The following is a 25,744-nucleotide window of genomic DNA, read 5'->3' as shown; positions in this document are numbered from 1 at the left end:
GTTGAAAATTGAGTTGAATTATGTCGGAAGGATCCAGCATTAAAAAGCTGTCACACCAGTGCCAGCTTTTAATCATTAAACTTTTTTATTCAAGGTACTTCTTCACAATTCGCAGCAGTTCATCCGGACGGAAAGGTTTTGAAATAAAATCTGCCGCTCCCCGCTGTAAGGCATCAGATACCGTAGCTTCACTGGCTACAGCACTACAAATGATTACTCGGGCTGAGGGATCAATCTTTAATATTTCCTCAAGTGCAGCCAGACCGTCAAGCTCTGGCATGGTAATATCCAAAATCGTTAAAATAGGTCTATAAGTTCTAAAGAGCTCAACAGCTTGTAAACCGTTTTCAGCTTCTAAAGTTTCGGGTAGACCTTTACGTGCTAGAATTTCGCCGATCATTAAGCGCATAAAACTAGCATCATCCGCGATTAAGATTCTTTTCATTCGGAGTTTCTCTCCTTTAACCAGGACTTTAGCCCTAAGGACTTCAGCCCAATCTATAGTAGATTCGTGCTCAATGTCGATTTTCCTGCTCACGACTTTGAATTTTTATTGAGGGATTTATTCACTCACTGTTTTGTTGATATCATAATCTTATCCAATCTTACATTTGTAACTCGCACAACAACCTCTTGGATAATACTGATTTCGTTAGGTGTTAAACCTGAAGCATAAACAATCACTGTTACATTATCTGGGCAGACATCTGTCACAAGATCTTTAAATCCCTTGATCTTTAAAAGATTTTCAATTTCATCTTCTTTTTCGATTTTCGAACTAAGTGTCAGCCATTGTTCCTGGGCTTGAATCTTAGTTTTTTCCACCGTTGAATCCAGCAATTCTGAGATCATTGATTTCGTTTCCTGCCGAAACTGATCTCTCTTTAAACGATAATTTACAAAATAGTTTTCTCCGGTTCCGTCCGGCTGAATAGTCTCATATTGGATTTTAATTGAAGAATCAACAAGTGGTGAAGAAGACTGGGCTGTTAGCTTCGCTGTATCTACATGCCGCGGGCTATTAGACCAAACCCATAACGCCCCAAAAATTATGACTAAACAGGCAGCCAATCCCAATACTCTCCATAATTGCAGAAAATTATTTATAATAATCAGAGGCTTGCGCAGCTTACTCTTCACATCATTCTCCCCCCATTGGAACCACAGTAATTTTGGCACTGGGAATACTCAAGAGAGTTTGAACTGCCGTATGAATCGCTTCCCTTACCTTGGGATCACGAGCCCCTTCGGCAATTACCAGTACTCCGGCAACCTCAGGACGGTCTTCCATCATCATAACCGGCTGAGAGGAACCATTGGGCATAACTACCTGATTGTTCTCCGTAACCTGTGTTGTTTCCCGAGTTCCTCCTGTTTTATCCGTCTCTTTAGACGTGTTCTTCGTAACATTTTGATTGCGGGCATATTCGGTCTTTAGTCCCGTTGCTAAACTCACGGATACCTGAACTTTACCCACACCATCCATTAATGATAAATTAGCTTGAAGTTTGTTCTCTAATTCCTTTTCCAAAGCAGTGATTTTCGAACCCGAGGCTGCTATCATCGAGCTTGTAGGCACGGCTTGCGTTTTGGGCAGAGGATTTTCCGGACCCTTGCCCAAATAGATAAAGGACATGCCTATAGCGATGAGTGCTACTAACCCCACTAAAGTTTTTTCCGAAGAAATAAATTTTGTCAGATTCACAAATTGCTGCCCCCTTCCAAAACATCATTTTAGGTTTCTTGAACATGAATTAGGTCTTTTGACAAGCTCATTAAAACCGAAATTTTATCTCGTACTTCTACACATTGAGAAGATTGTGATTTGGCATCAGGCTGTGATCCTATTTCTATGGGTTGAACGGGTTGTATTCCATCATTATCTAACGATATCGTTACATTAATGTTCGAAATCTTTGGCTGATCGGTCATGCCCCCTCCCCCCTCTGCAAATGTTATAGCCACGACTGCAGATTTAACGCCTTTTGTCCCAAGGGCCAATGCTTTTATCTGGTTTTCGAGAATTTGCCGGTATTGTCCCTGCACGGCATCCCGTCCGACGTTCATATCCTGTCCTTCGGCAATTGTTGGCAGGTCTTGGGGTACTGAAGGGCTCCAAGCAGGTACTCCCATTGCCAGCGGGGTATGTAAAAAGATTGTTATAGGAGAAAGTACTGCTGAAATCACAAACAGCCCCATAACCATTTGCACAAATCCCCGCATGGATTTATTCGGCAAAAGCATTTCCAGAAAGGTTGCCATAAGCAGGATCAACGCTAAATTCCGCACCAAATTTTGCAGCGTCTGCACCATATCTCCTCCTCAATGCAACATTACAGATAATGTTCCTGTCCCAATTACCACCGCAATTGTCATGAAAAACATAATTCCTACCGAAGCAACCGTTACCAAGATAAAGATTAAACTTTTGGACATATCCTGAAGACTGTCTGCCAAGGCCTTTTCCCCAAGCGGTTCTATTAAAGCAGCAGAAATTCGAAACACAAGAATCATGGTTAAAAGCCGCAGCAAAGGACCCAGGCAAATTACGATAATTGCCAGCAAGGCAACAATTCCTACTGCATTTTTTAACAACAGCCCTGAAGTTATAACTAATTCTACAGCATCCTTAAAAAACTTCCCTACCACCGGAACAAGATCAGCCGAATACTTGGCTGTTCTGAAAGCGACACTGTCGGCTACTCCTCCCGTGACTCCCTGGACAGTCATGATGCCGATAAATATTGTCAGGATCACCCCCAAGGAAACTTTTCCCACAAATTCAAAGAGTCCTGCCAGCTTACTGAGTTTGAACTCCTTGGAGATTTGATTAAAAAGCTTTAATACGGCCGCCAGAAAAAAGAGCGGTAAAATAACCGTTTTAATAATTGTTGCTAAGACAGTCAAACTTCCCAAGATAAGGGGTTTAAAGAGCGCTGCGCTGGTAAGATTCCCCATAGTAATTAATAACGTCATCATCACCGGGAACAAGGTTTGCATTAACCCTACCATTTGATCAATGACACCTGATGCAATAGTCAAGGCTTCACGAAAAGAGGTAAGCGCAATACTCAGAAGAACGAGGTACGTCATAACCTGAGCTGTTTTGCCAACATTTCCGCTAAAGGCAGTTTGGAGCTGATTTAAAATTCCTCCCAAGGCTGCGAGCACGAGCAGTTTTCCGATCAAGGGAACATTGGCCGATATTTGGCGAGCTAAAATTCCAAGAAGTAACTGACCAAATTTCTCAGGTGATAAATTTAATGTCCCGCTCTTCAAATCCTCAAACATTTGATTTAAGGAAAAACCGGTTTCACTTTGGGCATCCCGATCCAGTTGGTCCAGGAAGCCTCGTAGTTGACTCAAATCAATCTGTTGGGAAAGTTCCAACTTAGGCGGCTGCTGTGAGGGAATTTCATCCGCTAATACGGGAGAAGTTGTCCCACTCACCATGACAATAAGGAAAAGAATCACTTTAATTATAGATACCCTCAAATGCATCACCTCACGGAACAAGTCTGACTAAGGATTCTGTTATGGCAACAATAATCGGTAACGCTAAAACAATAACCCCAACTTTGGCTGCAATCTCAATTTTTGTCGCCAAGGCCCCTTCTCCTGCATCTCGACAAATTTGGGCTCCAAACTCTGCCAAATAGGCCACCCCGACAATTTTTAAGACAATCGTTAAATAATAAGAACTTATATTGGCTTGATCCGCCAACGTTTGAAGCAGGTCAATAATGACTCTGACTTTGCTTAAAATCAGGATAAATATAGTGGCACCGGCGAGAATAGAAAGTTGTAACGCTATTTCAGGACGGAACTGTTTTAAGACAACACTTATGATGGTAACTATAAGGGCTAGTCCCACGATTTGCCATATTTCCACATCTTGTCCCCCTAATATAGGTTGAAAACGCTTTTTACTAAGGTAAATAATTCTGCGATAGATTGTACCACTATATAGAGAACCACTATGACGCCGATAATCGTTACACCTTGAGCCATTTCCCCTCTTCCGGATTGATTTAAAACGGAAGCCAGAACCCCAACCAAAATCCCAATTCCGGCAACTGTAATAATTAAATTGAAGCTCATTCTTTCGACTCCTCTCTTGGTTATATTAAAATGAGCACTCCTGCAACTCCGCAGAGGAACCCTAAATAGGACCACATTTTGGCTTGCTTTTCTGACCATAGCCCTACTTGATCTTTCAGCATTGAAAGCTGGCGCAAGACAAGCTGCAATTGCTTCTGCTGTTCCTGACTGTCTGAACGTCCTAATCCTTTGCCAATATCGCGAATCACCCGCCAATCTTCTTCTTTTAGGCAAAACCGGGATCTTTGCAGAGAAGTTTCTTCATTCCAGGCTTTCCCTGCCGAATCTCCCCGCTCTAAGCGCAGCTGAAGGGCAGAGAAAAAATCTTGCCATGGCGGACTCGTTCGTTCCTTTAAGACACAAAATGCTTCAGGTAAAGGGGTTGCCCCCCAAACAATTTCTGTCTCTAAAAGAGTAAGAGCGATTAAAAACCCTCTAAGTTCCTCCGGCCTGCGTCGAACTCGCTGAGCAAGCCATAATCCCATAGATCCACAACCGGCAATAAGGGCAATACATCCGAACACTATCATTAAAGGTTCCTCCCCGTCTTAAGGTCATATACTCCTTCGATGGTACCCGGTCCGGTTTGTCTATTCAGCACAACCAATCGTTCAAACACTCCTTCCTCAAGTAATTGAGCTAAGGTTGGTCTTGTTTTAGCTTCTTCCAGAGAACTCGCATGAGCCGTACATAAAATTCGCACTCCTGTACGTAAGGCATCTTTTAAGGCTTCAACCTCATCGAGATGCCCCAACTCATCCATAACGATAACTTGAGGAGCCATAGATCGAATCAGCATCGATAAGCCATATGCCTTAGGGCAGCCATCGAGCACATCCGTACGATAACCAAGATTGTATGAGGCTGCCCCCTGATTCATTCCGGCGAGCTCCCCCCGTTCATCGATAACTCCCACGTTCTTTCCCTCAAGTCCCAGCTGGGGGACCCCATTGCTTATTAACCGGATAAGGTCACGCAGAAGAGTTGTTTTTCCGGCCCGTGGCGGAGAAATTACCAAGGTATGATAGATGAAGCCGTCCTTACGGCATAGTTTGGGTAAAATCCTCAGCCCTCGTCCTTGAATATCACGTGCAAGGCGAATATTCAAAGAGGAAATATGCTTTAGCTTAAGTAGTTTACCTTTTTGCAAGATCGCCTCTCCCGTGACTCCAACCCGATTTCCTCCCGGCAGGGTTAAAAAACCTTGCCTCAAATCTTCTTCTACAGCATAAACAGAACTTTGAGTCATCTTCTCCAAAGCAGCTGTCAAATCGGCCATGGTAATACAATAGGCTTTGTCCGGTGATGTAGTTTGTCCTTCGCGGTTAAGAAACAGGTCTTTATCTGAGGTCCTGAGCATTAAGGGTTGACCAACTCGTAATCGTATTTCTTCAGCTTCCCGAAACTCAAAACCCTGAATCTTATGGAAAATCGAGCAAACTGTTTCACCAAACCATCTCGCCATATCTCCCCAACCCGTTGACTCCTGCTTAGACCGTGAAGGCGACACGTTTTTTGCTTGGATGGCAGATAACTGATAATGCAGCGACACACCTTTGCCCCCCTTAATTGAAGGTATGTCCTCTCTGGCAATTTTAGACATGTTTTAAGAGGGAAAAAGTATTTCTCTCTAAAAAACGAAGGGTGTTGTAAAACGAACTTGAGTAGTTCGTTTGGCAACACCCCCGTTTTTCATGCTCCAAATAAAACTCTAAGCGATACTTATATTGAAACCAGTACTGGCAAAATCATTGGGCGACGGTGAGTCTTCTCCCAAAAGTAATTTCCAAGACTATCCCGAAGGGCGCTTTTTAACGTCACCCACTCTATTTGATCCTTTTCCAGCTGAACCGTTAACGCACTATTCCCTACTTTTTGAGCTCCGTCAATCAATTCTCCAGCGTCTTTCATAAAAGTAAACCCTCGGGAAATAATGTCCGGTCCGGATATGCGCGTATAGGGTTTTGCTTTGGAAATAGCTGCCACGACAATAACGACACCATCCTGAGCGAGTTGCTGACGATCACGAAGCACAATCTGGCCCACATCTCCCACGCCCAAGCCATCGATATATACGCTTCCGGCTTGTACACTTGCTCCAAATTCCATTCGCTCTGCCGAAAGCTCAACTCTTGAGCCAAGTTGGGTTAGGGCAATATCCTTATCCTCATAGCCCATCATATGCCCTATTCTGCGCAGAGCTACTTGGTGCCGGATTTCTCCATGATGAGGTATCAAAAACCGAGGACGGGCAAGACGAATAACTAACTTGAGCTCTTCCTGATTGGCATGCCCAGATACGTGGACCTGTCCCATCTCTTTGGTAACAACTTCGGCCCCTATTTGATAGAGATGATTAATAGTTTTGCCAACGAGTTTCTCATTTCCAGGGATCGGAGTTGCAGCAATAATCACCATATCGCCGGCCTCAACTTTAATCTGACGATGGCTTCCCGTCGCCATTCTGGTCAAAGCCGCCAGAGGTTCTCCCTGGCTCCCGGTAGTGAGCACCAGTAAGCCTGTGCGAGGAATTTTATCTACTTCTGAACTTTCTATTAAGATCTCCTGAGCAGGCAGCTTTAGATATCCCATCTCAATGGCTGTTCGAACAACACTTTCCATGCTCCTGCCCACAACACAAACTTTACGGCCAATATCAGCAGCAGCATCGATGGCTTGCTGAATTCGGTGCACGTTGGAGGCAAAGGAGGCCAGAATAATTTTTCCTTCTGCCCGTTCAAACCATTCCCGCAAGGTTTTTCCTACAACCCTTTCCGACATAGTAACCCCTGGCCGCTCGGCATTCGTCGAATCACAGAGCAGAGCCAGAATTCCTTCTTCTCCCCAAGCGGCAAGTTTCCCCAGTTCCATATTCTGCCCATCGATGGGTGTATAGTCGACTTTAAAATCGCCGGTGTAGACTACTCTGCCGATAGGAGTGAGCAAGGAATACCCCACAGCATCCGGAATACTGTGGGTCACTCGAAAGGCTTCCACCTGAAATGCCCCAGCCTGGATAAGTTCACCAGGTTCAATGGTATGAACCAACGATTCCGGATAAGGGGTGCGCTCTTGAAACTTCGCCATCACCAAGCCAATTGTTAACTTTGTTCCGTAAATCGGTATATTTAATTGTGGCAAAATAAAGGGCAGACCCCCAATATGATCTTCATGGCCATGGGTGATAAAGAGTCCTTTTATCCGTTCACGGTTTTTTTCTAAATAGGAGATATCAGGGATGACAAGATCAATCCCTAACAACTCCTCATCAGGGAACTTCACGCCTCCGTCAATGACAATAATTGAATCTTCATATTCAAGAACAATTAAGTTTTTCCCGATTTCTCCGGTTCCTCCAAGGGGAATTACACTAAGTTTTGAAGTCCTGGAAGACAAACAAAAACACCTCCTATAAAACAACTAATTACTCTTAGTTTGTCCCATAGAAGGTGATTACATGTTTAATTTCGCTTAATTACGCCCTTTGAACATAGTTTCCTGTCCTGGTATCAATAATAAGCACGTCTCCTTCATTGACAAAGAAAGGAACTTGCACAATGGCACCCGTTTCCAAGGTCGCAGGTTTCGTTCCCCCGGTAGCCGTATCACCTTTCACTCCCGGTTCCGTAGCTGTCACAAGGAGTTGCACTGAGTTCGGCACATCAACACCGATAACCTCCGTATCAAAGAAAAGAACCCCTAAGTTCATATTTTCTTTGAGCCATTTCACGCCGTCACCAATTTGTCCTTCTGTTAAAGAAACTTGCTCATAAGTTTCGTTATCCATAACCACGTAATGATCTCCATCTTTGTAAAGATACTGCATTTCGTGCCGCTCAACATGAGCCGTATTAACTTTTTCGCCGGCATTAAACTTACGTTCAACAACCCCGCCTGTTTTAACGTTTTTTAGTTTCGTGCGAACAAAGGCAGCCCCTTTACCCGGCTTAACATGTTGGAACTCAACCACCGAAAAAACGTCTCCATCAATTTCAATGGTGAGACCTGTCTTAAAGTCGTTCGAAGAAATCATAAATTAATCGTTCCCCCTATATATTCTTTTGTACCAACGAAAGTATACCTTCCGGATAGCCCGAGTGCAACTAGTTCTTGTAACTTAAAGGTCAGGAAGCAAAAAAATCGGCTCGGATCTATGTTAAGAGAATTAATTCTTTGGGAGCCTGGGTCAAGACTTCACAGCCATCTGCTGTCACCAGAACCATATCTTCAATGCGGATACCGCCCCAATCAGGAATATAAATACCCGGTTCCACCGTAAGAACCATTCCCGGTTCGATAACACGTTCTTCCCGCTGATTAAAGTTTGGTCCCTCATGAATCGCCAAGCCTACAGAATGTCCCAAACCATGTCCAAAGTATTCCCCAAAGCCGGCATCTTCAATAATATTACGAGCTGCAGAATCAACCTCTCTGCCGGTTCGTCCAGGGGCCACGGCAGCGATACCGGCCCGTTGAGCGGCCAACACAATTGCGTATAGTTCTCGATGTTTCTCAGTGGGTTCGCCTAAAAAAACTGTTCTCGTTATATCAGAACAGTATCCTTGATAAATTGCGCCGAAGTCCATGGTGAGAAACTCTCCCATTTGTACCTTCTTTGGACTTGCTGTGCCATGCGGCATAGCACTTCGAAGGCCTGAAGCCACGATAAACTCAAAAGAACCTCCGCTGGCTCCCCGACGGCGCATGGAAAACTCCAAATTCAGTCCAATTTCCTCTTCTGTCTGCCCAACTTCAATGGCTTTTAAGACTTCAGCAAAAGCCTCATCGGCAATTTGAACAGCTTGCCGGATTAAAGGTATCTCCTGTTCATCTTTAACTGAACGAAGATTATTGACAAGACTCGGCAGGGACAGAAGCTCACTTTGGGCAAAAGACTGTCTCAGCTTTTCGTAATCCGTATAAGTAATAAAGTCTCCCTCAAAACCCACTCGTTTAGATTGAAGACCCATATCACCCATGGCAAAAAAGTGATCATGTCCCGTTTTAACAATTTCGAAATCAGGTGATTGTTCTTTCGCCTGTTCTATGTATCGGAAATCTGTCAACAAAAAAGACCTTTCCAGGGTAATGACCAATGTTGCCTCGCCCCCGGTAAAGCCGCTTAAATACCTTCCGTTCTCAGGACGAAGAACCACATACGTATCAATGTTTTCTTCCTGCATTCGCTGGCGCATCCGTTCTAATCGAGTCAATGATTCAACCCCCTTTATTCTTTTGTTCGTCCAATTTGATAATCAATGGCAAAGCGCATTGCCAAATTGTAACCGTCAGATTCCAATCCTGATATTTGCCCAAGACAAACCGGTGCGATCAGAGACGTTTCTCGAAAGGATTCCCGAGCATGAATATTGGAAAGATGAACCTCTACAGTGGGTACCTTAACACCGCTTATAGCATCGCGAATGGCGTAACTCGTATGAGTCCATGCCCCAGGATTGAGGATCAGAAAATCCTCAGGCGTTAACGCTTGTATCCAATCAAGCAAATCTCCCTCATGATTCGTCTGCCGACATTCGGCATTAAGTCCTGCTTGTTCAGCAAGCCCTTGCACCTCTTGATTTATCTCTGCTAAAGTACGCACGCCGTAATGCTGAGGCTCACGTGTCCCTAATAAGTTTAAATTAGGACCATGAAACACATAAATACTTGCCAATTCATCACTTCCTTATTCCTTACTAAAAATATTATCATAATTTAGCACCGTAGCAAAGTATTTAAGTGAACTCGTTCAGCGAAAACTGAAGGTATGGGAACGCTATAAGCTACTATTCCAAACAAAAACCCCCGCTATACGGAGGCAAAATTTCCGATATTTAATAGTCATTCCAGGCCGCTCCCACATCTAAAGAGATGATTGAGATGATTGAAATGGTTGAACGCTTTGCTGTTCTTTCATCTGAACCGTGGTTTGAGGCGTGGCTTTAATCTGTTCGGCGCTGTCGCCGCTTACGAGACGCGGGGAAAGAACAATATCCAAGTTGCTGATCATGATCTGCACTTCAGTGGGCCCGCCTTCGCCAGCGGGCTGAACTTTATGAATCTCAGTCCGGGGAAGAATAAAGTGAATTTCATGGGGAATTTTAGGCTCTCCAATTCGTTTGAGACGGAATTTGACTCCTTCAACTTCCATTTCTACATCATCAAGATAGTCCCCGGCAAATTCTTGACCATGATCAGTCCCTATATCAGCATATTGTTCTTTTCCTTGAAGATTACTTTTCAACTCAGGAAGAACAATTTTTTGTCCAATTTGAAGTTTCCAAGGATCCATATTTGGATTTACTCGCATAAAATCGTCGCAGGCACATCCCAGGCGCTGGGCCAGACGATGAAAATTGTCTCCAGGCTGAAGGATATATTCTTTAAGCACAGAAATCCCTCCTTGCGCTAACATATGCCGGAGAAGGGATGTTTCGTTCCACATTATTCCAGGACGTCAGCAGATATGTTACTCATTAGGCGAATAATAATAAATCTGCAGCAAGCCCTCTCCACCTTCGGGATCTAACATAATTTCTCGAATAAAAATCTCTTCATGAGAATCTTCAAGAGCTTCAAGCTGTGAAATAATAGTTTCCCAATTCCCCTGCAAATGCAAACGCAGCAGAGCATAATCAATGGCTGCTCCCTGGGAAATCACCCGGTTCTCCGGCGTTCCAAATCCTTCGACTTTCAAATCAGTTACCTTAACTCCAGCCTGAAGAAAATTAGCTCGGCATCCTTCCACGATACCCAGAAATTGATCTCTTGTGGGAACCTTGGGAACAGCTATGTCTAAGCTTGTCCTCGACATTGTTTCCCAATATATTATTTCCTTCCGGAGATCCTCTAGGTTTCGATAGGCCGGATTCCAGAATATGCAAAATTCCAAAAGATTTAAGAGAGCAAAAGCGACCAGACAAGCTCTGATATTGTTCTTAAAAAATGCCAAAGCTCATCCCTCCATTTCAAAATTGAACCCGGTCAATTGTTGACATCTTTTCGTTTCGCGCTTATGGAAAATTCAGTTTGCTCGGATGACGTTGAGGAATAGCCTGTCAAGACAGGCTGGTGCCAACCTAATCTGCGAAGTCCTTGGATCAAGGATTGAATAGATCTAACGTCTCCTGCACTGCCGGTTAGAGAAAGAGTACCTTGCCTATAAACCAATTTCTTGATCGTTAGCTGCGAGTCCAGTAAGTTTTGCACTTGCACTAAAATGTCGGCCACTTTTTCAGAATGGGCTTTTGTCATTTTCCAAGATCTCGTCAAGTCCATTTGGCGTCTTAATTGGGTTTCAAGTTCAGCACCTTGATGTGAAAGTTGCTGAACCCTATTCTGCTGAGCTGACATCTCTTGCCGCAGGAACACCCAACCGCTGTTTCCAAGCAGCAAGAGAGAAATTAAAGCAGCGCCTATTATTTGATACCTTTTTAGCATCTTCCCTGCCTTGCTGGGTTGTCTCCAAAGATTTAGGGACGCAGACTTTTGCAGAAGGATAATCCCATAGGCAATAACAGCTTCTGCAAAACCTTGATATTCTCCAAGAGCCCATAACCAGGTCTCAGGAACTGACTTAAATTTAGCCTGGGCTGCCGTGATGTGATCAGGAAGTGTTACACTCTTGACCAGGGATTCAAGACGTAAACCGCCGCTCCAAAGAAGACATTTCAACGTCATATCTGGATTTTGCGCCTTAAGATACAAGAGAAAGCTCCGAATTTCATTTTCCCATTCCTTTGAATATCCCTGAATATCTTGACTGCAAATCTCGGCGTCACCAAGAGCAACGTTTGTTTTTTTGGCAAACAGATTTCGCACTCTTTCAGGTATCTGCCCTCGAAAGAGTGCGAATTGAAATCCATTGGCCTCTTCACGAACGTAGAGAGTATCCTCATCAGGATTTAGTTCTAACCCCTGCCCTAATACGGCCCATGAGAAATTAACCCCGCCTACCCTTATTCCAGCCTGTTTAAAAATAGCGACATACTGTTCAAGAACTTCACGGCGGGAAGCTCCCAGCAAAATGGTGAGGCTCTTATGCTTTTCTTCCCCGAGGATCACGTAATCATAAAGAAGATCTGCACTGCTCGGTACTTCTTCAGCCACCAAAAGGGCTATGGCGGAATCTCTATAAGATTTCGCAAGCCAGGGGAGTTTATAGGAACGAATAAATCCTGTTTGCATGGGTATTGCTAAAAAGGCCAAGTATCCGTCACATGGGTTTTCCCTTTGATAATCCATTAAACAACCAAGCAGGGCGGCTTTATCACGGACAATCCCCTGTTCTATTACGCCCGTAATTTGAATTCGGTCAAACTTGACCGCTGCAGAGCTATGACTTTGGTTAAGTTTTGCAATCAGGGGAAGAGAAGCTTTAAAGACCCGAAGTTCACTGTCGGTTATTTCAAATACGACAAGCTTCTTGCGCATCAGTCACCTCCTGGGCTATTTAACCCATGCCCAATACAAATCAAAGATCCTCGGCCCCCACAATAAAGCCAGTACAGCACCTAAAGAAAGGTAGGGGCCAAAAGGAATTTGTTGACGAAAGCCCTTTTGACCTATGCCAAGAAACACTAGGCCAACAATTGCTCCCAGAAGGCTCGCGGAAAAGACGGCCAAAAAGATCCCCGGAAAACCCAAAAAAGCCCCTAAGGCAGCAACCAATTTAGCATCTCCCAGGCCCATACCCTGAGGATAAAATTTGGCTATCAGCCAAAAAAAACCTCCAGCCCCCAGGGAACTGAAAATACTCTCCCATCCTGACGGACTCCCCGGTATTAAAAAAGCCCCCACCAAACCCAGACCCCATAGGGGAATCGTCAAAACGTCGGGTAAACGGTATGTGTCTAAATCGATAAACGCTAAAGCAATCAAAACTGATATAAAAACCAGATTTAATAAAATTCGAGCCGGGTGAAGTCCCGTTAAGAAACCCGATGTACCCGTTAAGTAGAAAAAACAACCCGTAAGAAGTTCTACCATGGGATAGCGCCAAGGAACCTTAGCCTGACAACTTCGGCATCGGCCCCGTTGAATTAAATAGCTAATAATGGGAATAAGTTCCCAAGCTCGAAGAGCATGCCCGCATTTCGGACAATGCGAACCCGGTGAAACGATGGATTCCCCTTTCGGTACACGATATATGACAACATTTAAAAAGCTGCCGATGATAATGCCTAATACGCCGATCATCAAATTAATACCTATCAAAAAAGTTACCTCTTTTCTGAGTTTACCGACTTGAGTTAATAATTTAGATAATTAATTTGCCGATGTCCAAAGAACAGTCTTTAAATCGTCATCATATGCTCGAACTTCTGCCGCCAGACCGTCAGAAGACAAATAGATCATGATCGTTTTAATATCATTACTACTATCTGCCGGTTCTGGAATCGAATACTGGCTTTTATCGGAATCAACCGCTGTCAATTGGGCAACACCAAACCCTTTGTTGCCATCTGCCACTGTTTGTTGGGTTGTTGTTTTATCCAGTTTTCCGATATATTTCGGAATCAGCTCGCTGCAAACCACTTCACCCTCATCCGCCGTCAGTTCTCCATATTTCGGATACACTCCGTTTTCAACTTGAAGACGATCGAGAGCCGCTTTAACCTGATGCGCAGTCGCCACATCGGCCTTTTTTCGTGCCAAAGCCGTACTTGACGTCATTTTGGGAATGATCACAGCAGCTATAATACCCATTATTATGATGACTGCCATAACTTCGATGAGTGTAAATCCATTCTCCCGCTGAAAATCATTCATCGGTTTCATAGGTTTCATTGTTTCATCCTCCTACTCGGATATTTCCTTCCTCATCTAAAAAACTTCCCTTCCTTAGTTCCCATGTGAAAGCTTACTTCAGCTGAGAACTAAGATCAAAAATAGGAATCATTACTCCCCCGGCAACTAAACCAACCAGCCCGGCCATAACAAGAATCAAGGCCGGTCCAAGTATACGCGTAAATTGATCGAGCCTAAATTCCAGGTCCTTGCGCAACGAAAGCGCAATTTGCAAGAACATTTTATCTAAGTTCCCGCTTTCTTCGGCGACTGCGATCATCTCTGCCCCTTCTTTAGGAAAAATTCCGCTTTCAAACAACAAATCCGCCATGGGATTCCCTTGTTTAACGCTGAGCATAAGCCGCTCTGTCAAGGCCAACATTTCCATAGTTTGCAGCGTTCCAGCCGTTAGCCGCAGCCCTTCTAACAAGGGAATACCCGTCATTAAGAGGTGACCCAAGATACTGTTAAATTGAATTAAATCCCTGAGTCGAAATATCCTGCCAAGATAAGGAAAATGTCTGATCTTGTTGTTAAGGTAGTTCTGCCAATCCTTTGGTTTCCAAATTACGCAGATCAGCAGCATCATTACTGCCAGTCCCCCCATTACTTGTAACGTCAGAGGGAATTTTCGTCCGACAGCAAAAATGACTTGAGTCAATTCAGGCAACTCAACGTTCATGCTTGCAAAGAGCCTCTCATACATGGGAAGAACACCCATGGATAGACTGCAGAGTACAACAAAAACAGCCAGCAGTAAAAAGATGGGATAAGCTAGGGCAGCCTTTATTCTCTGCCGGAAGTTATCTTCTTGCTCTAATTCTGCAGCCACTTCACTCAAAACGTTTGCTAAATTTCCTGAATACTCTCCCGCTTTGATCATCGACAAGACATAAGCGTTCGGAGGCGATTTGAGCTGGAGAAGCGCTTCCCATAAATCACATCCGGCCGCTATAGAATTTTTGACACTTGACCACTGACTTTGCTCAAAGGTTAAATTCCCTTGAGACTGGGTCATAATCTCCAAAGCTTGGAGCAGAGGAATTCCGGCCTCTAATAATGAACTCAAGCGGTTTGCAAAATGACCCCATTGAGCGTTTGAACGAACGATGAACTCTGCTAACCAATTCTTATGTTTCTTAATCTTGACCGGTAAATATCCTTCCTTTTTCAACAGTGTTTGAACCTCGAAAGAGTCGTTTCCCAAGCAGCGTCCGCTTTGCAAAATTCCTTGAGCATCCACCGCTTTCCATTTAAACCAGCGTTTACTCATCTGTGGAGACTGTCAGGGGTTTGCAGTTTTTCCTGAGCGACTTCATAGGTTACCAATCCTTTTTGAACGAGGTCAAGAATGGCTTTATCCATTGTTTGCATACCCAATTTGCTATTTGTTTGAATTACAGTAGGAAGTTGATGAGTTTTTCCCTCCCGAATTAGACTTCGAACGGCAGGAGTTGCGAGCATAACCTCAATTGCTGCAACTCTTCCCCGATGATCTGCTCTGGGAAATAACTGTTGAGACAGAATTCCCTGTAATACAGCCGCTAGCTGCACTCGGATCTGTTGCTGTTGGTGGGGCGGGAAGACATCAATCATCCGATCTACCGATTGTGTAGCATCATTGGTATGCAATGTGCTAAAAACTAAATGTCCTGTTTCAGCTGCTGTCACAGCCGTGGCGATTGTTTCAAGATCTCTCATTTCACCCACTAAAATCACATCGGGATCTTGCCGCAAAACTGACCGCAGAGCATTAGCAAAAGAATTTGTATCGCAGCCAATCTCACGTTGGTTCACTAAACTTAATTGGTGCTTATGCAGATACTCAATCGGGTCTTCAATAGTCATAATGTGACAAGCTCTCGTCCGGTTAATAAAATCAATCAGTGAGGCAAGGGTTGTAGATTTACCGCTCCCGGTAGGACCTGTCACAAGCACCAAACCTTTGGGCAGCCTAGCTAAATCAAGGCTCACATCTGGGAGGCCAAGGCTTTCCGGAGTGGGAATATCGTAGGGAATTAAGCGAATAACGACCCCAATAGATCCTCTTTGGCGAAAGACGTTGACCCGATAACGCCCAACCTGCGGTAAACTGTAGGATAAATCCAATTCTCCCAATTCAGCAAATCGTTTTCGCTGGATTTCATTCATCAGGGAAAGGGCAAAGGTTTCTAAATCGACCTGAGACAGCTTGTCCATGGGCAAAGGTACTAATGAACCATCCACCCTGAGGACAGGAGGACTCTCTACCGTTAAATGGATGTCAGAGGCTTTTCTTTCTGCTGCATTAAGAAATAATTCTTCCATCGAAAGCATATTGTTCTCTCCTCTTAGCGTTCTATCTCAGACGTTGTAAAAAGCATCTCTTCAATGGTGGTTAAACCTTGGGTGACTTTCAAAAGACCATCTTCATAAATCGTTAACATCCCTGAAAGTACTGCTTGTCGTTCAATATCCCTGGAATTATGCCGCGTAAGTACTAATTCCTTAATTTCCTGATTATAGAGCAAAAACTCATGAACCCCGATCCTTCCTTTAAAGCCTGTACCAAAGCATTTATTACAGCCCCGAGAGCGATACAATTGATTTATTGGCGTTGGTAAACGGAGAGCTCTTTTCTCCACCTCAGAAATGTTATAACCTTTTTTGCAAGAGTTACATAAGCGCCGCACCAAGCGTTGAGATAAGATTCCCCTTACAGCAGACGCTAAAAGATAAGGCTCAATTCCCATGTCTAAAAGGCGTTCTAAAGCCTCGGCCGCCGTATTCGTATGCAGTGTTGACAACACTAAGTGACCCGTGAGGGAAGCCGTGATCGCTATACGGGCGGTTTCTTCATCGCGAATTTCGCCAATCATAATCACGTCGGGATCCTGACGCAGGATATGCCTCAAACCGACGGCGAAAGTCAGTCCTGCCGGCAAGTTTACCTGAACCTGATTAATTCCCGGAAGCTGATATTCTACGGGCTCTTCAATCGAAATAATGTTTTGCTCCTCGGCATTTAACTCGCGAAGAAGTGCATAAAGGGTCGTCGTTTTGCCGCTCCCCGTCGGTCCAACGACTAAAATTAAACCATTGGTATGCTTTAATAGCCCTTGAACCCCTGCTTTGACCTCCGGACGCATGCCCAACTCTTCCAGAGAACGTTGGGCCATTTCAGGATTTAAGACGCGAACGACAATTTTCTCTCCGTAGACCGTCGGTAGGGAAGACATGCGCAGATCTACCTGCCGCGTGCCAACGCTAAAGGTCATTCGTCCGTCTTGGGGAATCCGCCGTTCTGCAACATCCATATTGGCCATTACTTTTAGTGAGGATATAATCGTGCGCGCTGTTGACGCAGAAAGGATATGTTTTTTAAGTAGTTTACCGTCAATACGATAACGGACAACAAAATCCTTCTGACGTGGTTCCCAATGAATATCGCTAACCTCTTCGATCACCGCCTCCTGAAGCACTGAATAAACAAATCTTAGCGTTGGGGCGTCTTCTTCCCAATTGTTGAATTCTCCTGCTGCTTTTTCCGTAATCGTTTCATTATCCGTCTGTCCCATTAAATACGTCATTTGAGCCACAGATTGTTCAACAGTAAGATACTGGCGAATGGCGGCTTTAATTTCTTTCTCTCGAACATAAACCGGAGCAACGTCCATGCCGGTAATGATACGAACAGTACGGAGAGCCCCTTCATCCGTCGGGTCTGCCATTGCGACCATTAAGCTTTTCCCTTGAAGCTGATAAGGAATAAGGGTATAACGTCGTGCTATTTCTTCAGGAATTAAATTAACAGCCTCAGGGTCAACTACGACTTGAGTCATAGAAATCTCTGGTATACCCAAGTATCGGCGCAAATCGTCATTTAAAGTTTCCCGGGATAGGACGTTTTTCTTAAGAAGCTCTTCACTGTTGCTGTTATCGATAGCTTTGTTTGCTGAAAAAGAATCAAATTTCCTTGGGCCCCTGAGATATCGAACAAATTCCATTGCGTGTTTCATAATTACTGATGTAACTCCTGATAACTTTTAACAATCCATTTCCCAGTTTCCTCTTGCAGGATTTCCTCAATTCTACGGACAGCTAAACCTGAACGCCCTTCGGAGATGACTTTATAGTCATCTCCGCTGCTCTCGATGAAGATAGCTGCCTGCCCCATGTCAAATACTACCTCTCCACGGCGCAGTCCAAAATCAGACAGCAAATGAGCCTTCGCCCATTCGATTCCTCCTTCAGCCATATAAAGCGCCTGTCGGCTCTGGGTCTCTCTCCTGACCATTCTCTTTCCTAAATTCGCCTTCAAATACACTTCCATTCCCAATCCCGAAAAGGAAGCTAAAAGCAAAAGGATAAGAGGACTTACGAAGCCTCTGGAGCAACACTTTGTGAAGATGTGCTGGGATAAACACGCTGGCGGACAACTTGTTTCCACGTGACACTCTGCTTGTCGACAGTCACCTTTAGAACTATTTCCCACAATCCCGGCTCCACCTCCACGCTTTCCCAACCGGTCAAGAAGCTTGCAATTGGCTGAGATACACCCATATGCTTCCAATACAGATCCCTTATTCCATCGGAATCCAAATCAGCTACAAAATAGGAATCGACAATTTGTAAGGGATTCTCATCCTCAATAATTGACGAGATGAGCTTCAATTCACAAGTTTCTTTGACCCATTGGACAGATTTTGCCCGCCGAATCTCATCACTCACTGTTTTACCGGCAGTCAAAAGAGCATATTGGGCCTCCAACTGACCTTTTAGAGTGCGTGCTCCTTTCCACATACCTTCCAAAAGGTTTAAGGCACTAATTAAAACTATTCCGGCAATCAGTAATCCGCTCAATACCTCCAAAAGAGTGAACCCGTTTTTGTTTTTCACGTCATTCAACCTCAAATAAACTCTCTATTTGGTAGTATTCTGAAGTTCCTCTTTCAATCCAGTGTACATTCACCTTAACTCTCAATAATTGGGGGATATCATCCCAGTTGGAATCGATCCGCCACTGAAAGTTTCCTTCATTTCCCTCTACTATTCCTCCTGGCAGGCAACGCTGTGCATCGATATTGTCTCTCCAGCTTTGAGCCGCTAACTGCTCCATCTTCTTTTGAGCTAGATTTGCGGCTTCCATTAGGGATAAGGACTGATGCGCTTCGACTAAGGCTCTTTCGTATAATCCATACAGAGCGGCAAACCCTAAAGAAAAAAGGAAGACTGCCAATAAAACATCCAACAAAATATAACCCTGAAAATATCGATAATCTCTCGTCTTACCACCTTCCCGGTATTTATGTTTTCCCTTCTTTAGCTTTTCTTGTTACTTCATTATCAACCTTCCTTCTCCCGATAGTCTGGAAACTCTCTTTTTTTGTACTCGACTGCTAATTAATCGTTATCTTTTAAAACCTTACGTGTTTCATTCACTTATTATTGATCATCAATTATTGATAGTTATGACCTGCCCCAAGTTGTCAATTTGATAGCCCACCTTAGGGTCAAAAGGGTTTACGGGGATTTCAGGCAAATACGGTCCTCTCCATCCCTTTATATCATCAGGCAAATTGACTAAATCAGAAACACTGACGGGAAAGGTTCCGATATCAATTCGATATAACTGAGCGGCACCTTCGATTTCTTCGCGATTAGCCAGATCGGCCTCTAATCTTACAGAGTTAGAAGACGAATAGAAGTGAGGAACAGCTGTACCTAAAAGAACTCCCATTAAACAAAGAACAATCATAAGTTCCCAAAGGGTAAAACCCATTTGTACATTCTTCACTCTTTTTAGTGTCATAATTCTATTCAAAGTTATTCGTCTCCTCAGATCGAGGATTACCTCGATTTTCCTTTAAACTTCTCTATCTATTTTAAAACTCCTTTTGACGTCGACACATCTTTATTCATTATATGTTTATTAACGGTTCTTTTTCATTTTCCAACGACATCTTCAGTTTAGCTCCACATTTTAGCAAGAAAAAACAAAAAGATCCGACTGGAAATTAATATCCGAGCCGAATCTTCAAAGCCGCGAAGCTAATTAAGTTTTATTCACGTGTGTGGTCTAATTGTTTTCCACAATAATTTTATGCCAAGCCGCCAGAATCTCGTCATCCGTACAATCCTCAGAAACCACTGACTTCCCGATTCCTTGGGGAAGAACAAGAATTTTGCGGCCACCCTGATTTTTCTTGTCTGTTTGCATTCGCCGCAACAAAGATTGAGGGTCTTGCTTTTCAATCGACGTCGGCAGGTCATAACGTTGAAGCAGCTGTTTAATTCTTTCAACCTCTGTCAGAGTGAGAAATCCCTTAGCACTGGCTAGATAAGCCGCGGCAACGATACCTATGCTGACTCCCTGGCCATGAGTCACGCCGCGATAATTCATTTCCGTTTCCAGAGCATGTCCAAAAGTATGGCCTAAATTCAACAAACGGCGAATGCCTTGTTCCCGTTCATCTTGAGATACAATTCTGACTTTAATTGAAGCGGACCGTGTTACCATCTCACGCCAAATTGCAGGATCTCGCTGCCTGATACTATCGACCTGAGTCTCATAAAAAACAAAAAGATCCTCATCATCTATCAAAGCATGTTTAATACTTTCCGCCAAGCCATTTTCAACTTCATTCCAAGGCAAACTATTTAACGTCGAAAAATCTGTCCAGACAGCAAGCGGCGGATAAAAAGCCCCCAGAATATTTTTTCCCGCCGGATGATTGACGGCAACTTTACCGCCAATGCTGCTGTCTACCTGAGCTAATAACGTTGTAGGAACTTGAAGGAAACGAACACCTCGCATGAATGCGCTGGCAAAGAAACCGGCTAAATCTCCGATAACCCCGCCGCCTAAGGCAATAACTAACGTTTTCCGATCTGCGCCGCAGTCCAGAGCAGCTGTTGTCAGCCGGCTCAGACGTTCCAGAGACTTTTCCTCTTCCCCTTCCGGTACGGTTAACAAATCAACGCGGTAATCCTCCAGCCCCTTCAGAAGCCGCTCCAGATAAAGATCTGAGACCTTCTTGTGTGAGATGACAAGAATATGTTGGATTTTATCGGACAGAGAATGCAAATTATCTCCCAACTCTTCCAACGCAGCTCCTAAATAAACCGGATATCTTTGTTTCGCTGCAACCTCAATTTTTTCTGGTAAACTCATGGACAGCCATCCTTCCCAGGTGAGCCAGGATTTCGCCCACCACTTCCTCAATAGTTCTAAATGTTGTATCAACGGTAAAATCGGCCTTTTCGTAAAATGGCTGCCGTTCCAGAAATAATCTTTCAATTTCGTCATGAGTACTTCTGAGAAGCGGGCGGTCATTTTTATGGCCGATTCGATCGAGAATCACGTCCAGCGAGGCGTACAAACTGACGATAACTCCGTTTTCCGCCAAAACACCCCAATTTGACGAATTCAATACTGTCCCCCCGCCGGTAGCTATAACAAGTTCATCCTCCTGAGCCAGTCGTGCGACGACGATCCTTTCTTCAGATCGAAAGCGGGTCTCTCCATAACGCCGAAAGATTTCACTCACACTTAATTCTGTTACTTCTCCGATTTCAGCATCCGTATCGACAAAATTCCATGCCAGTGCCTGGGCTAAGCGCCGGCCAACTGTACTTTTGCCGGTTCCCATAAATCCAATGAGAACGATGTTCCTCATGGAGCTTCTTCCTCTCTCCCTGTAATTTTAAATATTCTTTAGATATTCTTGATAAGTCTGCCAAGAGGCTTCTAACTCTGGAAAACTGTCTGCGGGAAATTTTTCCAAAATTGCTTCTGCTATGACCCAAGCAACAACATGTTCCAAAACCACCAAAGCGGCCGGAACTGCACAAACATCAGAGCGCTCCACACTTGCTTTGACGATTTCCTTTGTTTCAAGATGAACAGAATTCAGCGGTTTATAAAGAGTAGGAATTGGTTTCATGACAGCGTGGAGAACAATCGCCTCTCCGTTGCTCATCCCTCCCTCAATTCCTCCGGCATGATTTGACTCCCTGTAGAACCCTTGACCCGGCCGATATCCTATTGGATCATGTACCAAGGAACCCATTTTTTCTCCGGCATCAAAACCTATACCAAAAGAGACTCCTTTAATAGCTTGTACAGAAAGAACAGCTTGAGCTAATCTTCCATCGAGTTTACGATCCCATTGTACATGAGAACCTAGTCCTGCCGGAAGATGAAGAACTTGGACTTCTAACAAGCCTCCTAAGGATTCTCCTTCCTCACGAGCTGCCCGAAGACGTTCCCCCATTCGGCGTTCGGCCACAGGGTCTCCCACCGACCACTCTGATTGCTGAACACGCTGCCAATACTCAGCATCCTCTGATAATTCAGCATGAACACCACTAACAGCGGTCACCCGCCCCCTAATTTCCACTCCTAATTGGGACAAGCCTTGCCTTACAATACTCCCGATTGCCACTCTCATTGCCGTTTCGCGAGCGCTCGCCCTTTCCAGGATGTTCCTTACTTCTGTACGATATTTTAAAGCCCCTGTCAAATCTGCATGACCTGGACGAGGAGTCATCACTCTTCGGCTTTCTAAATCTGCCTTTTCCTCCCAGGTCATGATTTTCTCCCAGTTTTCCCAATCCCGGTTCAAAATTTCCATAGCCAGAGGAGCGCCGGTGCTCAATCCGCCCCGTACTCCAGAAATAAAATGGACTTGATCCTGTTCAATAGCCATCCGTCCCCCGCGTCCCGGACCTTGCTGCCGTTCTTTCAAAGCCCGATCGACTATTTCTTTGGAAATCTTCATACCTGAGGGAAGTCCTTCAATTATCCCTATCAACTTTTGACCATGAGATTCCCCTGCGGTTAAAAAACGCACTCTAATCCCTTCCCTCTGCTAAAGTAAAAAATTTGCTAAATATATATTAATATAGAGAATGTCACTCAAAATAAAAAATTTTAGTTGAACGAGTTCACTTTTCTCGAATTCTCATCCCTACAGGGGCAACGACAACACTTCGGCACTCTCCAAAAGAGTTAGTTAAAATAATAGTTGTTCCTGCGCTTCTGCCAGAAGCATTAAATAAAAGATTGTCCGGCTGTCCGAGAAATCGGATGCCCTTCAGCAAAGAAATATCTTTGATTCTAGTCCCCTCTTTGAAAATCTGATAATGATGTTCTCCTTGAGTGTAAAACTTAACTTGATACCAATCATTTTCAGCCAAAGCAGCCTGTCGGGCATCCCGAATCTCTTCTAATAATTGAGTTGTCACAAGGGATAGTCGATCCTGCTCCCATCGATTGGGAAGCTTGACGAGCAGTGCATAGCCCGCTCCCGCCAAGAGTGTCAATACCAACAACATTTCCAGAAGGGTAAATCCGTACTCTTTGTCCCCTGTCTGTGACATGGCTCTCTTCCTTTTGTTTTTTTATAACCACTCCCGCTGCTGCATCTGATCTTGCAGGCCTTTACGCATAACCTCAATTGGCGCCTGTCCGCCCAGCCAAAATTCCCAAGCCAAAGCTCCTTGATGGAGAAGCATGCCGGTTCCATCTAAGACACGACATCCCAACTTTTTAGCTTCTTGCAGAAATGAAGTTCCCTGAACGGTTACGATAATATCAACGGCCAATGCCTTTGGGCAAATACCTTCCAGTGAAAAGGAAAATGGTTCCCCACGTAAGCCCAAGGAGGTTGTCTGAACTAATAGGTCAACGTCCTCCAGCCAATCTCCCGGCTTAAATTCGCCAAAACTTCCCCTACCACCTTTAGAATCCAGAATTCTAACTAGCTCTGCCGCTTTTTCAGGTGTTCGATTAAGAATATGTACGTGCATACCTTTGGCTGCGAGAGCTAAAGCGATCCCTTTCGAAGCGCCTCCGGCACCTAGAACAACTGCCCTTTTGTCCGTAAATTCCCCAAGCTCACTCTCGATGGAACAGATAAATCCGTCCCCATCCGTATTATGACCTATCTTTTCCCCATCAAGAATCTTTACGGTGTTCACGGCACCGGCTCGCTTTGCCTGGGGCGTAAGGGTATCGAGATACGGAATAATAGTCTCCTTATGAGGAAGTGTAACATTCCAGCCGCTAAAACCTAAGGCACACAAACCTTTGACAGCTTCAGCCAAACGATCAGGGGGCACTTGAAAACGATGGTATTGCGCATCAATACCCAGATATTTATAGCCCGCATTATGCATTGCCGGCGAATAAGAATGCCCAATGGGGTTCCCAATCACAGCAAAATGTTTTTCCATAACATCCATCCCTTATCAACGATTAAATTATTGTTGACAATGAGTCACCACAATAGAGAAAAAGGAATGGCTGACCCATTCCCTTGTTGTTATAGTTCTTAATGTATTTTGGGACTATACGGTTTGGCAGGGGCAAAATGTTTCATCAGCCAAACAAGGACCTTTTCCATCCGCCGCATAATCCGCGTTCCAATAAATTCGCGATCGTTAATGGGGGTCACGAGAATCGTATAGAGGCCGAGCCGATTTCCGCCTAGAATATCTGTGAATAACTGATCGCCTATAACAGCTGTGTCATTCTGCCCTGTACCTAACAATTCCAATCCCGCACGGAAAGCCCTTCTGCGCGGCTTTGTCGCTCCAAAAACAAAAGGAATCCCTAACCGTTCCGCAACAACTGCCACGCGTTGTCGCTTCTTATTATTCGATACGACGCAGGCAGAAATGCCGGCCGCCTTGACTTTGATAAACCACTCTCTAACCTTTGGACCCACTTCGACATCATTCCAAGGTGTCATAGTATTGTCTAAATCGATAATGAGCCCCTTAATTCCATCTCGAACAAGTTGCTCAACAACAATGAGATCTATGGAAGGAGCTTGAAGTGTTGGTCGAAAATAGTCAAACATTGAACCCTCCAAGTATAGAACTTTTCATAATTATACCTTAGGTAACACGCTTCAAGCAAGTCAAGAGGGTATTAATTTGAGGTTGTATTAGTGTATAACTTTTCGCAAATCCGTTCTAATCCACTCAGATCGTGCCAATTATGAATAAGAACATACCAGTTAGGTACAATACTTTTGTAGAAAATGGATTTCCTTTGCACGTTTTGGCACCAAACGAATGAGGAAATGAGCTATTCCTGAGTGAATCAAAGTACTAAAATTCTTCAGATTATAATCTTGGTTTTATTCAGATTAATTTCAGGAAGACCCTTTATAGTTATTACTAAGGCACATAACATTGATTGTTTAAAATCTTTTAAGGAAGTGAGTTAATTGAATTGTAAACCATCATTAAAAATAGCTCTTGATTTTACTATGATCATTATTTACTTACTTTTATTAAATCCTTTTGATACTGGACTGGTTTTCCACGAATTTGCAGGAAGAAAATCACAGAAACAGTGATCAATTTAATGATAGGACATTTCAGAGCCATCGTCATAGAGGCTTTCATGGAACAGGCTTCCGAGCATAAGCTGATCCATTGTAGTTCGTACGAAGGCGGCATCGTTAAACAAGGAGCTGCTGCAAAACAGCTAGCGAAAGAAATATGCACACGGAAAATTAGCCTGAGAGGACGCGTTTTGACACATCATTACGCCTTTTAGGCTTTTTTTACCTTATACTTAAAAACGCTTAAGCAAATACCATTGCAGATTGTGCAACAGTAACAACCTTTGCAATTTTTACATACTAGTTATGGATTAACGTATTTTGGCTAAAGGTTTCAAATTATGTTGTAATTTGTTAAAATTTGTCTTATAATATAAGAAATGTTCTGATTTTCTCGAAATCAACATATTGTGTATTTAGGGCAAATTGTTCGAAAGAGCGAGACGCAAAGCTAAAGGGTCTAACTTCCATCGGGAATATGACAGCCTAGCTGCAAACTAAGAAGTGTAAGCAGC

The 25,744-nt window shown here is 43.9% G+C and carries 31 protein-coding genes and 1 riboswitch; all 31 genes read right to left on the bottom strand.

The genetic code is table 11. From position 1 onward, the window contains the following. Positions 1-85: 85 nt before the first annotated feature. The 31 genes from B5Y67_RS10520 to B5Y67_RS10370 all read right to left on the bottom strand — a co-directional run bounded on the left by B5Y67_RS10520 (position 86) and on the right by B5Y67_RS10370 (position 24,737). Complete coding sequence (locus tag B5Y67_RS10520; protein ID WP_088226391.1) at positions 86-445, bottom strand: response regulator; 360 nt, start codon at positions 443-445, stop codon at positions 86-88. A 125-nt stretch (positions 446-570) separates the two neighbouring features. Beyond that, a complete protein-coding gene (locus B5Y67_RS10515; protein WP_088226390.1) occupies positions 571-1,140 on the bottom strand; it encodes a SpoIIIAH-like family protein in 570 nt (189 codons plus the stop codon). A 1-nt stretch (position 1,141) separates the two neighbouring features. Beyond that, positions 1,142-1,705 carry a stage III sporulation protein AH gene (locus tag B5Y67_RS10510; RefSeq protein ID WP_088226389.1) on the bottom strand — a complete coding sequence of 188 codons (564 nt, stop codon included), beginning with the start codon at positions 1,703-1,705 and terminating at the stop codon, positions 1,142-1,144. Between the two features lie 29 nt (positions 1,706-1,734). Continuing rightward, on the bottom strand, positions 1,735-2,313 hold the full coding sequence (locus B5Y67_RS10505) for a stage III sporulation protein AF (RefSeq protein WP_242975931.1): 579 nt from the start codon (positions 2,311-2,313) through the stop codon (positions 1,735-1,737). 9 nt (positions 2,314-2,322) lie between these two features. Next, positions 2,323-3,501, bottom strand: coding sequence for a stage III sporulation protein AE (spoIIIAE, locus tag B5Y67_RS10500; protein ID WP_088226387.1), 1,179 nt, complete (start codon positions 3,499-3,501; stop codon positions 2,323-2,325). A gap of 4 nt (positions 3,502-3,505) precedes the next feature. Continuing rightward, positions 3,506-3,892 carry a stage III sporulation protein AD gene (gene spoIIIAD, locus B5Y67_RS10495; protein ID WP_088226386.1) on the bottom strand — a complete coding sequence of 129 codons (387 nt, stop codon included), beginning with the start codon at positions 3,890-3,892 and terminating at the stop codon, positions 3,506-3,508. An 11-nt stretch (positions 3,893-3,903) separates the two neighbouring features. Next, positions 3,904-4,101, bottom strand: coding sequence for a stage III sporulation protein AC (gene spoIIIAC, locus B5Y67_RS10490; RefSeq protein WP_047809561.1), 198 nt, complete (start codon positions 4,099-4,101; stop codon positions 3,904-3,906). 20 nt (positions 4,102-4,121) lie between these two features. After that, positions 4,122-4,631 (bottom strand): stage III sporulation protein AB, encoded by a 510-nt coding sequence (locus B5Y67_RS10485; RefSeq protein ID WP_088226385.1) that lies wholly within the window; start codon positions 4,629-4,631, stop codon positions 4,122-4,124. After that, positions 4,631-5,653 carry a stage III sporulation protein AA gene (gene spoIIIAA / locus B5Y67_RS10480; protein ID WP_088226384.1) on the bottom strand — a complete coding sequence of 341 codons (1,023 nt, stop codon included), beginning with the start codon at positions 5,651-5,653 and terminating at the stop codon, positions 4,631-4,633. The genes B5Y67_RS10485 and spoIIIAA overlap by 1 nt, the downstream gene beginning before the upstream one ends. Positions 5,654-5,823: 170 nt before the next feature. Beyond that, entirely contained in the window at positions 5,824-7,497 is a 1,674-nt protein-coding gene (locus B5Y67_RS10475) for a ribonuclease J (RefSeq protein ID WP_088226383.1), read from the bottom strand. Positions 7,498-7,576: 79 nt separating this feature from the next. Then, complete coding sequence (efp, locus tag B5Y67_RS10470; protein ID WP_047809565.1) at positions 7,577-8,134, bottom strand: elongation factor P; 558 nt, start codon at positions 8,132-8,134, stop codon at positions 7,577-7,579. A gap of 118 nt (positions 8,135-8,252) precedes the next feature. Continuing rightward, on the bottom strand, positions 8,253-9,314 hold the full coding sequence (locus B5Y67_RS10465; RefSeq protein WP_170932659.1) for a Xaa-Pro peptidase family protein: 1,062 nt from the start codon (positions 9,312-9,314) through the stop codon (positions 8,253-8,255). A 14-nt stretch (positions 9,315-9,328) separates the two neighbouring features. Next, positions 9,329-9,775, bottom strand: a complete 447-nt coding sequence (gene aroQ / locus B5Y67_RS10460) for a type II 3-dehydroquinate dehydratase (RefSeq protein WP_088226382.1) — start codon at positions 9,773-9,775, stop codon at positions 9,329-9,331. A gap of 189 nt (positions 9,776-9,964) precedes the next feature. After that, entirely contained in the window at positions 9,965-10,492 is a 528-nt protein-coding gene (locus B5Y67_RS10455; protein WP_088226381.1) for a LysM domain-containing protein, read from the bottom strand. A gap of 78 nt (positions 10,493-10,570) precedes the next feature. Further along, on the bottom strand, positions 10,571-11,053 hold the full coding sequence (locus B5Y67_RS10450; RefSeq protein ID WP_088226380.1) for a hypothetical protein: 483 nt from the start codon (positions 11,051-11,053) through the stop codon (positions 10,571-10,573). A gap of 32 nt (positions 11,054-11,085) precedes the next feature. Beyond that, on the bottom strand, positions 11,086-12,534 hold the full coding sequence (locus B5Y67_RS10445; RefSeq protein ID WP_088226379.1) for a competence protein ComA: 1,449 nt from the start codon (positions 12,532-12,534) through the stop codon (positions 11,086-11,088). Positions 12,535-12,549: 15 nt separating this feature from the next. Beyond that, positions 12,550-13,314 (bottom strand): A24 family peptidase, encoded by a 765-nt coding sequence (locus B5Y67_RS10440; RefSeq protein WP_088226491.1) that lies wholly within the window; start codon positions 13,312-13,314, stop codon positions 12,550-12,552. 54 nt (positions 13,315-13,368) lie between these two features. Further along, the gene (locus B5Y67_RS10435) at positions 13,369-13,881 is read right to left on the bottom strand and encodes a prepilin-type N-terminal cleavage/methylation domain-containing protein (protein ID WP_088226490.1); all 513 of its coding nucleotides are present in this window, start codon (positions 13,879-13,881) and stop codon (positions 13,369-13,371) included. Between the two features lie 82 nt (positions 13,882-13,963). Continuing rightward, positions 13,964-15,163: a type II secretion system F family protein gene (locus B5Y67_RS10430; protein ID WP_088226378.1), complete on the bottom strand. Its 1,200-nt coding sequence runs from the start codon at positions 15,161-15,163 to the stop codon at positions 13,964-13,966. Then, on the bottom strand, positions 15,160-16,206 hold the full coding sequence (locus B5Y67_RS10425; protein ID WP_088226377.1) for a type IV pilus twitching motility protein PilT: 1,047 nt from the start codon (positions 16,204-16,206) through the stop codon (positions 15,160-15,162). The genes B5Y67_RS10430 and B5Y67_RS10425 overlap by 4 nt, the downstream gene beginning before the upstream one ends. A 14-nt stretch (positions 16,207-16,220) precedes the next feature. Next, the gene (locus tag B5Y67_RS10420) at positions 16,221-17,888 is read right to left on the bottom strand and encodes a GspE/PulE family protein (protein ID WP_242975930.1); all 1,668 of its coding nucleotides are present in this window, start codon (positions 17,886-17,888) and stop codon (positions 16,221-16,223) included. Positions 17,889-17,890: 2 nt separating this feature from the next. After that, the gene (locus tag B5Y67_RS10415; RefSeq protein ID WP_170932658.1) at positions 17,891-18,202 is read right to left on the bottom strand and encodes a hypothetical protein; all 312 of its coding nucleotides are present in this window, start codon (positions 18,200-18,202) and stop codon (positions 17,891-17,893) included. 44 nt (positions 18,203-18,246) lie between these two features. Further along, entirely contained in the window at positions 18,247-18,768 is a 522-nt protein-coding gene (locus tag B5Y67_RS10410) for a type II secretion system protein (RefSeq protein ID WP_242975929.1), read from the bottom strand. A 1-nt stretch (position 18,769) separates the two neighbouring features. Continuing rightward, a complete protein-coding gene (locus B5Y67_RS10405) occupies positions 18,770-19,120 on the bottom strand; it encodes a hypothetical protein (RefSeq protein WP_088226375.1) in 351 nt (116 codons plus the stop codon). 204 nt (positions 19,121-19,324) lie between these two features. Beyond that, the gene (locus B5Y67_RS10400; protein WP_242975928.1) at positions 19,325-19,693 is read right to left on the bottom strand and encodes a type II secretion system protein GspG; all 369 of its coding nucleotides are present in this window, start codon (positions 19,691-19,693) and stop codon (positions 19,325-19,327) included. Between the two features lie 255 nt (positions 19,694-19,948). Further along, the gene (gene aroB / locus B5Y67_RS10395) at positions 19,949-21,043 is read right to left on the bottom strand and encodes a 3-dehydroquinate synthase (RefSeq protein WP_088226374.1); all 1,095 of its coding nucleotides are present in this window, start codon (positions 21,041-21,043) and stop codon (positions 19,949-19,951) included. Then, positions 21,021-21,548, bottom strand: coding sequence for a shikimate kinase (locus B5Y67_RS10390; RefSeq protein WP_088226373.1), 528 nt, complete (start codon positions 21,546-21,548; stop codon positions 21,021-21,023). Before B5Y67_RS10390 ends, aroB begins: the two co-directional genes overlap by 23 nt. A 27-nt stretch (positions 21,549-21,575) precedes the next feature. Next, the gene (aroC, locus tag B5Y67_RS10385) at positions 21,576-22,724 is read right to left on the bottom strand and encodes a chorismate synthase (protein WP_088226372.1); all 1,149 of its coding nucleotides are present in this window, start codon (positions 22,722-22,724) and stop codon (positions 21,576-21,578) included. A gap of 94 nt (positions 22,725-22,818) precedes the next feature. Beyond that, positions 22,819-23,253 carry a prepilin-type N-terminal cleavage/methylation domain-containing protein gene (locus tag B5Y67_RS10380; protein ID WP_088226371.1) on the bottom strand — a complete coding sequence of 145 codons (435 nt, stop codon included), beginning with the start codon at positions 23,251-23,253 and terminating at the stop codon, positions 22,819-22,821. A gap of 21 nt (positions 23,254-23,274) precedes the next feature. After that, entirely contained in the window at positions 23,275-24,108 is an 834-nt protein-coding gene (aroE, locus tag B5Y67_RS10375; protein WP_088226370.1) for a shikimate dehydrogenase, read from the bottom strand. 98 nt (positions 24,109-24,206) lie between these two features. Further along, positions 24,207-24,737, bottom strand: a complete 531-nt coding sequence (locus B5Y67_RS10370) for a YqeG family HAD IIIA-type phosphatase (protein ID WP_088226369.1) — start codon at positions 24,735-24,737, stop codon at positions 24,207-24,209. Between the two features lie 902 nt (positions 24,738-25,639). Next, a riboswitch (cyclic di-GMP riboswitch) is annotated at positions 25,640-25,727 on the top strand. Positions 25,728-25,744 lie beyond the last annotated feature (17 nt).

It is taken from the genome of Desulfosporosinus sp. FKB, from assembly GCF_002196705.1.
Taxonomy (GTDB): domain Bacteria; phylum Bacillota; class Desulfitobacteriia; order Desulfitobacteriales; family Desulfitobacteriaceae; genus Desulfosporosinus.
The sequence above is the reverse complement of the archived record's forward strand: the minus strand, read 5'-3'. Positions and strand labels throughout refer to the sequence as shown.

What these genes read in the sequence shown, in the direction of transcription:
- B5Y67_RS10520 (WP_088226391.1), bottom strand. Translation starts at nt 445, where the DNA reads ATGAAAAGAATCTTAATCGCGGATGATGCTAGTTTTATGCGCTTAATG.
- B5Y67_RS10505 (WP_242975931.1), bottom strand. Translation starts at nt 2,313, where the DNA reads ATGGTGCAGACGCTGCAAAATTTGGTGCGGAATTTAGCGTTGATCCTG.
- spoIIIAE (WP_088226387.1), bottom strand. Translation starts at nt 3,501, where the DNA reads ATGCATTTGAGGGTATCTATAATTAAAGTGATTCTTTTCCTTATTGTC.
- spoIIIAC (WP_047809561.1), bottom strand. Translation starts at nt 4,101, where the DNA reads ATGAGCTTCAATTTAATTATTACAGTTGCCGGAATTGGGATTTTGGTT.
- B5Y67_RS10485 (WP_088226385.1), bottom strand. Translation starts at nt 4,631, where the DNA reads ATGATAGTGTTCGGATGTATTGCCCTTATTGCCGGTTGTGGATCTATG.
- efp (WP_047809565.1), bottom strand. Translation starts at nt 8,134, where the DNA reads ATGATTTCTTCGAACGACTTTAAGACAGGTCTCACCATTGAAATTGAT.
- B5Y67_RS10445 (WP_088226379.1), bottom strand. Translation starts at nt 12,534, where the DNA reads ATGCGCAAGAAGCTTGTCGTATTTGAAATAACCGACAGTGAACTTCGG.
- B5Y67_RS10435 (WP_088226490.1), bottom strand. Translation starts at nt 13,881, where the DNA reads ATGAAACCGATGAATGATTTTCAGCGGGAGAATGGATTTACACTCATC.
- B5Y67_RS10430 (WP_088226378.1), bottom strand. Translation starts at nt 15,163, where the DNA reads ATGAGTAAACGCTGGTTTAAATGGAAAGCGGTGGATGCTCAAGGAATT.
- B5Y67_RS10425 (WP_088226377.1), bottom strand. Translation starts at nt 16,206, where the DNA reads ATGCTTTCGATGGAAGAATTATTTCTTAATGCAGCAGAAAGAAAAGCC.
- B5Y67_RS10420 (WP_242975930.1), bottom strand. Translation starts at nt 17,888, where the DNA reads ATGAAACACGCAATGGAATTTGTTCGATATCTCAGGGGCCCAAGGAAA.
- B5Y67_RS10415 (WP_170932658.1), bottom strand. Translation starts at nt 18,202, where the DNA reads ATGGAAGTGTATTTGAAGGCGAATTTAGGAAAGAGAATGGTCAGGAGA.
- aroB (WP_088226374.1), bottom strand. Translation starts at nt 21,043, where the DNA reads ATGAGTTTACCAGAAAAAATTGAGGTTGCAGCGAAACAAAGATATCCG.
- B5Y67_RS10390 (WP_088226373.1), bottom strand. Translation starts at nt 21,548, where the DNA reads ATGAGGAACATCGTTCTCATTGGATTTATGGGAACCGGCAAAAGTACA.
- B5Y67_RS10380 (WP_088226371.1), bottom strand. Translation starts at nt 23,253, where the DNA reads ATGTCACAGACAGGGGACAAAGAGTACGGATTTACCCTTCTGGAAATG.
- aroE (WP_088226370.1), bottom strand. Translation starts at nt 24,108, where the DNA reads ATGGAAAAACATTTTGCTGTGATTGGGAACCCCATTGGGCATTCTTAT.
- B5Y67_RS10370 (WP_088226369.1), bottom strand. Translation starts at nt 24,737, where the DNA reads ATGTTTGACTATTTTCGACCAACACTTCAAGCTCCTTCCATAGATCTC.